General features: G+C 65.2%; 12 protein-coding genes. 9 read left to right on the forward strand and 3 right to left on the reverse strand.

Annotated features, from left to right (window positions below; translation table 11 throughout):
* Positions 1–140 precede the first annotated feature (140 nt).
* Positions 141–803: a DedA family protein gene (locus WN72_RS03040; RefSeq protein ID WP_027565037.1), complete on the reverse strand. Its 663-nt coding sequence runs from the start codon at positions 801–803 to the stop codon at positions 141–143.
* 322 nt (positions 804–1,125) lie between these two features.
* Between WN72_RS03040 and cobS the strand changes: the two genes are divergently transcribed.
* The 8 genes from cobS to WN72_RS03080 all read left to right on the forward strand — a co-directional run bounded on the left by cobS (position 1,126) and on the right by WN72_RS03080 (position 9,431).
* Positions 1,126–2,124: a cobaltochelatase subunit CobS gene (gene cobS / locus WN72_RS03045; RefSeq protein ID WP_018643488.1), complete on the forward strand. Its 999-nt coding sequence runs from the start codon at positions 1,126–1,128 to the stop codon at positions 2,122–2,124.
* Positions 2,125–2,127: 3 nt separating this feature from the next.
* Positions 2,128–2,538: a GNAT family N-acetyltransferase gene (locus WN72_RS03050; protein WP_092218516.1), complete on the forward strand. Its 411-nt coding sequence runs from the start codon at positions 2,128–2,130 to the stop codon at positions 2,536–2,538.
* Complete coding sequence (gene cobT / locus WN72_RS03055) at positions 2,535–4,442, forward strand: cobaltochelatase subunit CobT (protein WP_027565034.1); 1,908 nt, start codon at positions 2,535–2,537, stop codon at positions 4,440–4,442. Before WN72_RS03050 ends, cobT begins: the two co-directional genes overlap by 4 nt.
* Positions 4,439–5,512 (forward strand): esterase-like activity of phytase family protein, encoded by a 1,074-nt coding sequence (locus WN72_RS03060; RefSeq protein WP_092218517.1) that lies wholly within the window; start codon positions 4,439–4,441, stop codon positions 5,510–5,512. The genes cobT and WN72_RS03060 overlap by 4 nt, the downstream gene beginning before the upstream one ends.
* Positions 5,513–5,621: 109 nt before the next feature.
* Positions 5,622–6,317, forward strand: a complete 696-nt coding sequence (locus WN72_RS03065) for a hypothetical protein (RefSeq protein WP_092218518.1) — start codon at positions 5,622–5,624, stop codon at positions 6,315–6,317.
* Between the two features lie 119 nt (positions 6,318–6,436).
* The gene (locus tag WN72_RS03070) at positions 6,437–7,549 is read left to right on the forward strand and encodes an NADH:flavin oxidoreductase/NADH oxidase (protein ID WP_092218519.1); all 1,113 of its coding nucleotides are present in this window, start codon (positions 6,437–6,439) and stop codon (positions 7,547–7,549) included.
* 348 nt (positions 7,550–7,897) lie between these two features.
* Positions 7,898–8,839, forward strand: coding sequence for an IS110 family RNA-guided transposase (locus WN72_RS03075; protein WP_028146463.1), 942 nt, complete (start codon positions 7,898–7,900; stop codon positions 8,837–8,839).
* Positions 8,840–9,023: 184 nt separating this feature from the next.
* On the forward strand, positions 9,024–9,431 hold the full coding sequence (locus tag WN72_RS03080) for a hypothetical protein (RefSeq protein ID WP_027565030.1): 408 nt from the start codon (positions 9,024–9,026) through the stop codon (positions 9,429–9,431).
* Between the two features lie 172 nt (positions 9,432–9,603).
* Here WN72_RS03080 and WN72_RS03085 read toward each other — a convergent pair whose 3' ends face one another.
* Positions 9,604–9,849 (reverse strand): PilZ domain-containing protein, encoded by a 246-nt coding sequence (locus WN72_RS03085; RefSeq protein ID WP_027565029.1) that lies wholly within the window; start codon positions 9,847–9,849, stop codon positions 9,604–9,606.
* 344 nt (positions 9,850–10,193) lie between these two features.
* Positions 10,194–11,513, reverse strand: coding sequence for a T6SS phospholipase effector Tle1-like catalytic domain-containing protein (locus tag WN72_RS03090; RefSeq protein ID WP_035730488.1), 1,320 nt, complete (start codon positions 11,511–11,513; stop codon positions 10,194–10,196).
* 394 nt (positions 11,514–11,907) lie between these two features.
* Here WN72_RS03090 and WN72_RS03095 point away from each other — a divergent pair, with 394 nt between their 5' ends.
* Positions 11,908–12,186: a DUF1488 family protein gene (locus WN72_RS03095; RefSeq protein ID WP_027565028.1), complete on the forward strand. Its 279-nt coding sequence runs from the start codon at positions 11,908–11,910 to the stop codon at positions 12,184–12,186.
* Positions 12,187–12,347: the final 161 nt, after the last annotated feature.

The raw sequence follows: 12,347 nt of genomic DNA on the forward strand, positions 1-12,347 counted from the left end.
GTCCCTGCGAACGCAGGGACCCATAATCCCAGGAAGCGGTTTGGCGAAGACTCGTCGTTCGGTACTCCAGCCGGTCACAATCGATAGATCACGCGGTATGGGTCCCTGCGTTCGCAGGGACGACACCTGTTATGTGGCGGCTACGCCGGCGGCTTGGCCGCCGCAGCCACATCGCCACCCCTCCGCCGGCGATAGATCCACAGCGCCACGCCCACCACGATCGCCACCGCCACCACCGTCAAAATCCACATGTGCTTGAACGGATGCCCATGATGCGGCACGCCGAAATATTGGTGGAAGGCCGACACCGCCAGCACGCCCGGCAGCACATGCGCGGGGGCCCAGACCAGGATCGCCGGGATATTCACTGCATAAAACCGTGCCGGCGCCATGCCCAGCGCGCCGGCCGTCACCGGCACGAAGGCGCGGATCGGGGGCACGAAGCGAGCGAAGAACACGGCCCAGGTGCCGAAGCGCTTGAAGAAGCTTTCGCTCTCGGCGACCACGCGCGGGTAATTGGTCAGCGGCCAGGCGGTGAGGATCTCGCGCTGGCGCCGGTGCCCGATCCAGTAGGCCGAGCCGTCGCCCAGCACGGCGCCGAGCGCGGCCGCCAGCAGCACCCATTGCAGCTTCAGCTCGCCGCCCGGAACCAGGGCGCTCAAGGCCAGGATGATGGTCGAGCCGGGAATGACCGATCCCACCACAGGCACGGCTTCCAGCAGCGCCGCCAGGAACAGGGTCAGATAGGCCAGCCACGTATGGACTGACACGAAGGAGATGAGGGGATCGAGAAAGGACGTCACGTCGTCTCTGTGGCGGTCGGGTGGACTTCGGTTCACCCTTGGGTTTATCCCGGGGGTTCGGACCCTACATAAGTAAGGGCAGGCGGCAAAAGTGCCATTTGCGCGGGCAGGATGGCCGTTCAGGTTCGAAATTCGAGCGTGATTCGCAAGGCAGCCCTCCAAAAACTGCGTTCCTGACCTATCTAAATGAAAAGACAACGGAACTTTGATTGGCACGCGGGCTTCTGCCGGCACGTTGTCTCTGATAGGTTCGCAGCCGCACCCAGCCGCAGCCAACGTGCAAATAACTGGTCTCGGGACCGCCCGGGGCCTCGGAGGATTGATGACGACCGCCGCCATGTCCAAAGTTGAGGAAGTTTCCGGTCTGCCCGACATGAAGGTGTCGGTGCGCCAGGTGTTCGGGATCGACAGCGATCTCGAAGTGCCGGCTTATTCCGAAGTCGATCCTCATGTGCCCGAAGTCGATTCCGACTATCGCTTCGACCGCGCCACCACGCTCGCCATTCTCGCCGGCTTTGCGCGCAATCGCCGCGTGATGGTGACCGGCTATCACGGCACCGGCAAATCCACCCATATCGAGCAGGTCGCCGCCCGGCTGAACTGGCCGTGCGTGCGCGTCAACCTCGACAGCCACATCAGCCGTATCGACCTCGTCGGCAAGGACTCCATCGTGGTCCGCGACGGCAAGCAGGTCACCGAATTCCGCGACGGCATCCTGCCCTGGGCGCTCCAGAACAACGTCGCGCTGGTGTTTGACGAATACGACGCCGGCCGTCCGGACGTGATGTTCGTGATCCAGCGCGTGCTGGAAGTCTCGGGCCGCCTGACGCTGCTCGACCAGAACAAGGTGATCAAGCCGCATCCGGCGTTCCGCCTGTTCGCGACCGCCAACACCGTCGGTCTCGGCGATACTTCGGGCCTCTATCACGGCACCCAGCAGATCAACCAGGGCCAGATGGACCGCTGGTCGATCGTCACTACGCTGAACTATCTCAGCCACGACGAGGAAGTGGAGATCGTGCTGGCCAAGGCCAAGCACTATCGCACCCAGGAAGGCCGCGACATCGTCAACAAGATGGTGCGCCTTGCCGATCTCACCCGTAACGCCTTCGCCAATGGCGATCTGTCGACGGTGATGAGCCCGCGCACGGTGATCACCTGGGCCGAAAACTCCGACATCTTCGGCGATATCGGCTTCGCGTTCCGGGTCACCTTCCTCAACAAGTGCGACGAGCTCGAGCGTCCCCTGGTCGCCGAGTTCTATCAGCGCTGCTTCAATGCGGAGCTGCCGGAATCGGCAGTCAACGTGGCGCTCAGCTAGACCATGCCGACCATCTCCGTCGAGCGCACCATTGGGACCACCAAGAAGGCTGTGCTCGCCGGGCTCGGCGCCTACAACGACGAGAAGTTTGGCAAGCAGAAGGTCAAGAGCATCGCGGTCGCCTTGAAGGACGGCCGCAAGATCGTCGGCGGCATCGTCGGGCACCTCTGGTCCACGGTTCTGTTCATCCAGTATTTCTGGATCGAGCGGAAGCAGCGCGGCAAGGGCCATGGCACGAAGCTGATCGCGGCGATCGAGGACGAGGCACGACGGCTCGGCGCGATCCGGGTCCATGTCGATACGATGAGTTTCCAGGCGCCGGGCTTCTATCGTTCCTGCGGGTACGAGGAATTCGGCACTCTTGACGGCTATCCCGGCGGCGTGACGCGCCATTCGTTTACGAAGTCGCTATGAGCACATCATCATCCAACTCCAAATTCCGTAACACCAAGGAAGCGCCGACCGAGCCGTTCAAGCGCTCGGTTGCCTCCTGTCTCAAGGCGATCGCCAAGGCGCCCGAGCTCGATGTCTCGTTCGCGGCCGAGCGCCCGGGCCTTGCCCCCGGCAAGGCGCGGTTGCCGGAGCCGGCGCGGAAAATGACCAAGCGCGATGCGGCGATCGTGCGCGGCCACGCCGATTCCATCGCGCTCAAGCTCGCCTGTCATGATCCCAAGGTGCACCGCAAGCTGATGCCCGGCAATCCGCAGGCGCGCGGCGTGTTCGAGGCGGTCGAGCAAGCCCGCGTCGAGGCGATCGGCGCGCGCCGCATGGCCGGCGTTGCCAAAAACCTCACCGCGATGCTCGACGACCATTTCCACCGCGGCAAGTTCGACGAGATCACCGACCGCGCCGATGCGCCGCTGGCCGACGCGCTGGCAATGCTGGTGCGCGAGCGCCTGACCGGCATGGCGCCGCCTGCGGCCGCCAAGAAGATGGTCGATCTCTGGCGTCCCATCCTGGAAGACAAGATCGGCAGGCGGCTCGACCGGCTCGACGGCGTGGTCGAGGACCAGACCCGGTTCGGCGATGCCGTGCATGATCTCTTGTCGGCGCTCGAGCTCGGCGACGAGCGCAACGCCGATAGCGAGGACAATGACGAGAACGACGAGAACCAGGACGGCGACAACGATCAGTCCGGCGCCGAGGGCTCGCCCGATTCCGATGCCGCGCAGGAGATGAGCGCAGACCAGGCGCAGGCCTCATCCGAGGAGATGAGCGAGAGCGCCATGGAAAGCGCGCAGGCGTCGACCTCCGACACCTTCGACGACGGCGAGCTCGGCGACGACGAGACGCCGGGCGAGGCGACGCGTCCGAACGCGCACGGCAAGAACGAGCCGCGCGGGCCGGAATATCACGCCTTCGCGCCGAAATTCGACGAGGTCATCTCCGCCGAAGACCTCTGCGACCATGACGAGCTAGAGCGCCTGCGCGCCTATCTCGACAAGCAGCTCGCGCATCTGCAAGGTATCGTCGCCCGCCTCGCCAACCGGCTGCAGCGCCGGCTGATGGCGCAGCAGAACCGCGCCTGGGAGTTCGATCTCGAAGAGGGCATCCTCGATCCCGCGCGCCTGTCGCGCGTGGTCACCGATCCCTATCACCCGCTATCCTTCATGCACGAGAAGGAGGCGACGTTCCGCGACACCGTGGTGACGCTGCTGCTCGACAATTCCGGCTCGATGCGCGGACGCCCGATCACGGTCGCCGCCACCTGCGCCGACATCCTCGCGCGCACGCTGGAGCGTTGCGGCGTCAAGGTCGAGATTTTGGGCTTCACCACGCGCGCCTGGAAGGGCGGGCAATCGCGCGAGGCGTGGCTTGCCGCCGGCAAGCCGGCCAATCCCGGCCGCCTCAACGATCTCCGCCACATCATTTACAAGTCGGCGGATGCCCCCTGGCGCCGTGCGCGGAAGAATCTCGGCCTGATGATGCGCGAGGGTCTCCTCAAGGAGAACATCGACGGCGAGGCGCTGGATTGGGCGCACAAGCGCCTGCTCGGCCGGCCCGAGCAGCGCAAGATCCTGATGATGATCTCGGACGGCGCGCCGGTCGACGATTCCACGCTGTCGGTCAATCCCGGCAACTATCTCGAGCGGCACCTGCGCCACATCATCGAGGAGATCGAGACCCGCTCGCCGGTCGAGCTGATCGCGATCGGCATCGGCCATGACGTCACGCGCTACTATCGCCGCGCGGTGACGATCGTGGACGCGGAAGAACTCGGCGGGGCCATCACCGAGAAGCTCGCCGAGCTCTTCAGCGAGACCAACACCGCACCAACTCAGCCGGCCGGTCGCCCGCGACGCAAATTGCATTCGTGAGCACGCAACCATCCCGCCGCAGCTTTCTCGGCCATGCGGCGGCGGGATTTTCCATTCTAGCAATCCCGCGACTTGCGCGGGCGCAGCCTGCGAGCGAGCCGGCGCCGCGTCCGGCGCAGGTCGAGCACGCCGTCACCGCGCCCGTCAGCATCGAGGTCAACGCGCGGCAGATCCCCTCGTTCGAGCCGCGCGATCGTTCGCACGTGCGCTTCGGCTCGCTGGAATATCGCAGCGGCCTCGTGCTGACCTCGCCGCATCGCGGTTTCGGCGGCCTGTCCGCGCTCCGTTTTCTCGACACGAAGGGCGAGCGCTTCCTCGCGCTGTCCGATCAGGGCAGCTGGTTCACCGGCAGCATCCGTTACGCCAGCGGCAAGATGGTCGCGCTCGACGATGTCGAGGCGGCGCCGATGCTCAATGGCGAGGGCAGGCCGATCACCGAGACGCGCTACTGGTACGACACCGAGTCGCTCGCGCGTGACGGCAATGTCTTCTATGTCGGGCTCGAGCGCGTCAACCAGATCATGCGCTTCGATTTCGCCAAGGGCGGCATCGGGGCGCGCGGCGAGGTGGTGCCGACGCCGGCCGCGATCCGCAAGCTGCCGAGCAACAAGGGGCTGGAGGCGCTGATCTTCGTGCCGAAAGGCCAGCCGCTGGCCGGCACCCTGATCGCGTTCTCCGAGCGCGGGCTCGATGCCGACGGCAATCTGATGGCGTTCCTGATCGGCGGTCCCAGGCCCGGCCAGTTCAGCGTGCGCCGCACCGACAAGTTCGACATCAGCGATGCCGTGCTGCTGCCCAGCGGCGAGCTGCTCATCCTCGAACGCAAATTCTCTTGGTTCACCGGCGTCAACATCCGCATCCGCTCAATTCCGTTGAAGTCCATCGCGCCGGGCGCGGTGGTCGACGGCCCCGCGCTGTTCGCCGCCGATCTCGGCCACGAGATCGACAACATGGAAGGCATCGACGCCCACGTCACCGCCGAGGGCGAGACCGTGCTGACGCTGGTGTCGGACGACAATTTCTCGCTGCTGCAACGGACGCTGCTGCTGCAGTTCACGCTGGTGGAGTAATTCTCCGCTGTCGTCCCGGGGCGTGCGAAGCGCGAACCCGGGACGACAGCGGAGGTGGGCGCTAGCAGCGGAGATTGAACTCGCGCGTACGAGTCCGCTACATACATCCATGCCCCTTCGCGCCATCCTCGCCCTCATCCTCATGCTTGCCGCGCTGCCTCAGGCGCACGCCACGGCCGAGCACCAGTACAAGAAGGGCGAATACGCCATCATCCAGGGCGGCCGTGCGCCGAATGGGAAGCTCTCGGTCGCCGCCCATGCCGGCGGCGAGGCTGGCCGCGAGGGTTTTCGGCTCTATCTCATGGCGGAGCCGAGCCATCGCCGGCTGATGACGCTCGACAACGTCGATGACGACAACATCCTCGACACCGCGCCGGACGCCTTCCACGCCGCCTGGTCGGCCGATGCGCGCACTGTCGTGGTGAGCTTCCGCAGCGAGCGCCATATCGTCACCTTGAACCTCTACGCCGTCGACGGCGCCCGCGCGCGCCTGCTCAAGGGGCCGGAGCTGTTCCGCGACGTCACCGGCCGCAGCATCGACATCAAGACCGACGGCGACATGCGCACCTCCGTGCCGGCGCTGACCTGGCAGTCGCCGCGCCGTTTTCACCTCACGGAGTACCGCGTGTTCGTGCTCGACGACCTGGCGCTCGCGGACAAGCTGGGGGTGTTCGGCAAGGCGACGAAACGCGAGGGCGGCGGCAACACGATCCAGTTTTCGGCGGAGGCGGATGGCGAGATCTTGCCCGATGGCAGCGTGCGTATGGGCAAACCCGTGCCGGGGAGGTTCGAGGAGCTGGAGTAGGGCAGCCGCAATGCATGCCGTCCCGGTCGGCCATGCCGCCCGCGCAACTGGCAATTCGCCGTCGGGCCACTAAACTCCATGCAATCGCTTCCATCCCTCCATCCCCGGAACCTTCCCGCATGAGCGCCCTGTTTTCCCCGATCAAGCTGCGCGGCCTGACGTTGAAGAACCGCGTCGTGGTGTCGCCGATGTGCCAATATTCGGCCGACGACGGCGTCGCCACTGACTGGCACTTCACCCACATCAACAATCTCAGCCTGTCGGGCGCGGCGATGTTCTGCATCGAGGCGACCCATGTCGAGGCGATCGGCCGCATCACGCCGGGCTGCCTCGGGCTCTACAGCGATGCCTGCGAGGCCGCGCTGAAGCAGATCCTCTCTTCCGTGCGCAAGCATTCCTCCACCGCGGTGGCGATGCAGCTCGCCCATGCCGGCCGGAAAGCATCGAGCGCGCGGCCCTGGGACGGCGGCCAGCTGATCCCGGTCGAGCACGGCGGCTGGCAGACGGTGGCACCAAGCGCGGTGCCGCACAAGGAGGGCGAGGCCGCGCCGCTGGCGCTGGATGCGAGCGGCCTCAAGCGCATCCGCGACGCCTTCGTCGACAGCGCCAAGCGCGCGATGCGGATCGGCATCGACGCGATCGAGCTGCACGGCGCGCACGGCTATCTGCTGCATCAGTTCCTCTCGCCGGTCTCCAACAAGCGCACCGACGAATATGGCGGCAGCCTGCAGAACCGCATGCGCTTCCCGCTCGAGGTCTATGACGCGGTGCGCGCCGTCGTCCCGCACGACAAGCCGGTGGGCATGCGGGTGTCGTCGACCGACTGGGTCGAGGGCGGCTGGGACCTGGGTCAAACCATCGAGTTCGCGAGCGCGTTGAAGGCGCGCGGCGTCGACTGGATCGATGCGTCCTCCGGCGGCGTCTCGCCGCTGCAGAAGATTCCGCTCGGCCCCGGCTATCAGGTGCAGTTTGCCGAGGCCATCAAGCGCGAGACCGGATTGCCAACCATCGCGGTCGGCCTCATCACCGAGCCGAAGCAGGCGGAAGAGATCGTCGCCAGCGGCAAGGCCGACATGGTCGCGCTCGCCCGCGGCCTGCTCTACGACCCGCGCTGGGCCTGGCACGCCGCCGCCGAGCTCGGCGGCGAAGTCGAAGCCCCGCCGCAATATTGGCGCTCGCAGCCCTCGACGCAGAAGGCGCTGTTCGGCAAGACCACGTTCGGGGCGAGGTGAGGGCGCTGCGCGCGTGATGTATGTCTGTGGCGAGATGACCGCGCCACACCGCCCCTGTCGTCCCCGCCTAGTGCGCAATTGCGCACGGGGAGCAGGGACCCATACCGCGTGATCTCACGATAGCGCGCTGTGTGCGTTGACAACTTAACTAAGAGTCTTCGCCAAACTCCTCCCTGGGGTTATGGGTCCCTGTGTCTTGGAAGTCTGTCAGGATGGGTTGGGCGGGAAGCCGTTGGGTCCTTGGCGCTTGACGCCGTGAGCCGGCTCGGTCTCCCGCCCGTTCCATTACCAACCTGAACAGTTGCACGAGGCTGCGCCAACAGACCTCGCATCACAGGGACAGGCACCGTGATCATACCCCTTCGTTGCGTCGGAATCGACGTCTCCAAACAATATCTCGATATCTTCGATGAAGGCCTGGGCGTGCCGGAGCGCATCGCCAACGCGACGCAGGCCATCACCCAGATCGCGGCGCGTTGGCGATGCGATGTGCTGGTCGTCTTCGAGGCCACGGGTGTTTATGACCTCGAGCTTCGCGAAGCGCTGAGCGAGGCCGGCATCCGTTTCGCCCGGATCAACCCGGCCCGGGCTCGTGACTTCGCGCGCGCCAGCGGGCAGCTCGCCAAGACCGACCCGATCGACGCGCGAATGCTGGCAGCCTTTGCGCGGGCCATGCAGCCAGCAACCGAGCCGACTGCCAATCCCGCCCGCAACGCCTTGGCGGGACTTGCAAAACGGCGAGATCAGCTGGTTCGCATGCGCGCGCAGGAGAAGAACCGGCGCAGCGAGACCGACGACCGTGCCATGGCCGAGCGCATCGGTCGCCTCATTGAAGTCCTCGACGGCGAGATCGCCGAGATCGAGGCCGACATCAGGGGACTAATCAAAGCCGAGCGAGAGATTGCGGACGATGCGCGATTGATGCGCTCACTGCCTGGCGTGGGTCCCGTGGCTTGCATGCAACTCATCGCGAAGATGCCGGAACTCGGACATGTGGGAGCCAAGCAGATCGCGGCGCTCGCCGGCCTGGCTCCCTTCAACGTCGACAGCGGAGCCTTCCGCGGCAAACGCAAGATTGCCGGCGGCCGAAAGCGCGTCCGTGACGCCCTCTACATGGCTGCGCTCAACGCGGTTCGCAGGGCCGATCCGTTCAAGGCCTTCTACGCACGGCTGCGACGGGCCGGCAAACCAGCCAAGCTCGCCCTCATTGCCGTCGCCAGGAAGCTGCTAACGGTCCTCAATGCCATGATGCGTGACAGAAAGCCGTACCTGAAAGCCAACCCAACATAACAGTTGCCGGATCGGCGCTCCGCTTCGCTTCGCTTGTCCGGGACGACAGCGGAGGATGTGGTGTCCACCTCACCTCCCTCACGCCTCTCATCACGCGACCTCACGTATCCGTAAAACTCCTCAGCTTTCGCGGTCCGCAAAACTGGCCTAACCTTGCATCCCGGGGCATCACGGAGGCCGGCCCATGCGGTTTCGTGTCCGGAAGACTGCCCATGTGTTCGAGCGCGTGGGCCTTGCGATGGCAGGCGCGGCATGCGGGCTGTTCGTCGGCGCCTATGTCGGCTCGTCGATCGCGCACCTCACCACGCAGGGTTTCCTGCTGACGATGATGGTGCTGGGCTTCATCGGCTTCTATCTCGGCATCGACACGCCGCAGCTTCCCTTCGACGACGCGCACAGCCAGATCGACGCCGCGGAATTCTTGAGCGCCGCCGGCACGCTCTGCGCCACCTTCACCGCGCTCGCCTCCGTCGCCGTGATCGTGCTGCGGCTGGACCCGCACATCGCCTGGACCTGGCTCGTCCTGCTTGGCTGGATCGCCGGCGTCGCCATGCAGATCGTCGCGGGAACGAAGGCGCGGATGCGGAAGTAGTTTTCTGACCCTCCCGCACCGTCATGGCCGGGCATAGCCGTCTGAAGGACGGCGTCGCTTCCGCTCGCCTATGACCCGGCCATCCACGTCTTTGCATCCGTGCCCAAGAAACGTGGATGCCCGGGACAAGCCCGGGCATGACGACCCATTGGGAGGGCTACGAAGCCGACAGCTAGAACACCACGCCCACGCGCGTGCCGCGCTTCCAGGCGATGCGGCAGCGCTTCTTCGTGTTCACATGCAACAGCTCGAACCGGTCGGGGATCTTCACCTGCCCGCCGAGATCGACGCAGGCCCCGCCGGGCGAGTAGTCGATCAGCGTGCAGGGGATCACCGGCGCGCGCGGGTCGGTGATGATCTTGGCCTGGCGGGACACCAGGCCTGCGGGTTTGACGCGGACAAATTTTCGCGGATGCATTGGCACATCTCCTCCAATTCCGCTGCTTACGGCGGGCTCTGTGCAGGATGATGCAGAGGAGTTGATGCGATGATGCTAAGGCGGGCCGGAGAATTTTAACGAAAAGTGGCGGCGAATGGAGAAACCGGCGGTAGCGAGGTGCTCCGCCGTCCACCCCAAACTCCCCTGTCGTCCCTGCGAACGCAGGGACCCATAACCCCAGGGAGAGGTTTGGCGAAGATTCGTCGTTCGGTACTCCTGCCTCCTGCGACCGAGAGATCACGCGGTATGGGTCCCTGCGTTCGCAGGGACGACACCGGTGATGTTGCACGCCACTGCCTCCATCATCGTCGCCATCACCCCCCTCACGCCACGTGCTCCTCCACCGGCGCGTCCGCATGCGGCGGCACCGGCATCGGCACGGTGACATATTCTTTCGGCAGGTTCACCGGCCGGTAGTCCGGCTCCACCGCCATCCGCTTCAGCACGCTCTCATGCACATGCGCGCCTTCGGGAATGACGCGCGGCTCGCAATCGGGGATGTAGAAGCCGAGCACCACCGTCCTGTCAGGCCATTCCTTGTACTTCGCGCTCTTCGGCAGATATTCCAGCACGCGCCAGGCCGTCGTCATCGAATTGTGCAGCGCGCCCGCCTTGCCGGTGTAGGCCGGCGCGACATATTTGAACGGCGAGTTCTTGCGCTGCACGCCCCAGGCGAGCTGGTTCACGGTGCGCGGGTTGAAGTTCAGCCCGGCCTTCGCCGCTTCCTCGATCATCCAGATCAGCGGATATTTGGACTCCGCGCTCTCGGCTTCCGGATAGCCGCCGCCGACGTCGCAATGCACGCCGGCGAACCACACCTGCAAGATGTCCTGCGGCTCCTTCTTCTCGTCGGGCACATAGCGGTTGCGCCAGTATTCCTGCGGCTCCTCGTACTGCTTGAGGCGGAACATGCAGCGCCGCTCGTCGATCGCGATCGCCTGCCGGAAGATTTTTACGCTCGGATTGCGCAGCGTGAAGGCGAGCTCCTCCAGGCTGAACACGAAGAAGAAATTGTCGCGCCGCGGCACAATCACGCTCGCCACCGTGTCCCAGACGCCGATGAAGTGGATGGTCGGCCAGCGCGTCGAGGTGATGCGCGCGAACTGGGCGGCGAGGTCGAACGTGTCCTTCGGCAGCGGCCCCTGGTCGTCGACCGCGACGTCCTGGAGGTCGGAGATGGAGTTGCCGCGCCCGGTGCCGGAATATTGCTTGTAGGCGACGAGCCCCGAGCCTGCGAGGTTCGCCTGCTCCGGCGAGATCAGGCCGATCTTGTGGATCAGCCCCGCCAGCACGCGAACCGTGTAGGCACCGCGTGAAAAACCAAACAGATAGATGCGGTCGCCCGGCGCGTAGTGCTCGATCAAAAAGCAATAGGCCGACAGCACGTTGTCATCGAGCCCGTAGCCGGTAGCGAGCCCCAGCACCAGATTGATGTTGGCCTTCCAGCGGTGCCACGTCGTCGGCTCCGTCACCGTGCCGACCCCGGGATCGTAAAACACCATCTGCCGCGGCTGCGTCTTGTCGGTCTTGCGCAGGCAGCGATAGAGCTTCAGGACATTGGAGATGTTCTCCGAGATCTCGTTGCCGGTCCCGTCACAGCAGATGACGAGGTTTTTCGGCTCGGTGTTGTGTGCGTGCTCCACAGGTCTGCCCCTCCGGGAAATGCTACCCCGGCGAGTATAGCGGAACTGCGCGACGGAGAGGAGACGGTGGTGCTCTTACCCTCCCAGGAGGGCAGGGGCTATCGCATGTGGCTTGCATGATGCGGCGGCATCATAATCCCCAAGAGGAAAGAGCCCTCACCCGCCGCGCTCTGCGGCAACTAGGGTACGGGCGTGGAAAGCAGCTGCCGTCCTGGCCTGGTGCGCAATTGCGCACGGGAGGCAGGACCCATAACCACCGAAATGAGTTGTTGTGGATATTTGTGCCACGGCGTGCGCGGCCAGGAGCTGGCCGGGGTGATGGACGACGTCGAGGTGGGTTTGTGCGCGTCGCGCGATCATCGCGTTGCCGGGCAACCAGCGAAAGGATTCCTCCATGACCCTCACCAGCGGCCGCTACATCGGCCTCGAATACGACCGGATGATCGTGCTGTTCTCCATGCAGGACGGCCCGCAGGAGATCGGTTGCGCGATCTCGACTTCGGCGATGGACGATCTCGAACGCGGCCCGAAGGTCGCCCCCGAGCAGCGCGAAGCCCAGTTCAGCCGCCTGCGCGACCGCATCGAAGCCTGCGCCGCCAGCAAATACCGCGCCTGCGAGTTCGAAGGCACCCCGCCGGGCATCGTGCTGCGGAGCATCGATTTTCGGAGCTAGGGGAGACGGCTATCGCGGCTGCATCGCATCATCTGTTGACATTAACCACTCGTTAACCATGCCGGCGCCTAATGGGGACGACTGGGGGTCACCATGTCGGCCCATGTGACGCGACCGCAATTCATGCCTGTTTCGGCCGATCGAGCCTTTGGCTCGCTCAA

This window comes from Bradyrhizobium arachidis, from assembly GCF_015291705.1.
Classification (GTDB): Bacteria; Pseudomonadota; Alphaproteobacteria; order Rhizobiales; family Xanthobacteraceae; genus Bradyrhizobium; species Bradyrhizobium arachidis.

Excerpts from the sequence above, each read along its gene's own strand:
- cobS (WP_018643488.1), top strand. The coding sequence starts at position 1,126 with ATGACGACCGCCGCCATGTCCAAAGTTGAGGAAGTTTCCGGTCTGCCC.
- WN72_RS03050 (WP_092218516.1), top strand. The coding sequence starts at position 2,128 with ATGCCGACCATCTCCGTCGAGCGCACCATTGGGACCACCAAGAAGGCT.
- cobT (WP_027565034.1), top strand. The coding sequence starts at position 2,535 with ATGAGCACATCATCATCCAACTCCAAATTCCGTAACACCAAGGAAGCG.
- WN72_RS03065 (WP_092218518.1), top strand. The coding sequence starts at position 5,622 with ATGCCCCTTCGCGCCATCCTCGCCCTCATCCTCATGCTTGCCGCGCTG.
- WN72_RS03070 (WP_092218519.1), top strand. The coding sequence starts at position 6,437 with ATGAGCGCCCTGTTTTCCCCGATCAAGCTGCGCGGCCTGACGTTGAAG.
- WN72_RS03080 (WP_027565030.1), top strand. The coding sequence starts at position 9,024 with ATGCGGTTTCGTGTCCGGAAGACTGCCCATGTGTTCGAGCGCGTGGGC.
- WN72_RS03085 (WP_027565029.1), bottom strand. The coding sequence starts at position 9,849 with ATGCATCCGCGAAAATTTGTCCGCGTCAAACCCGCAGGCCTGGTGTCC.
- WN72_RS03095 (WP_027565028.1), top strand. The coding sequence starts at position 11,908 with ATGACCCTCACCAGCGGCCGCTACATCGGCCTCGAATACGACCGGATG.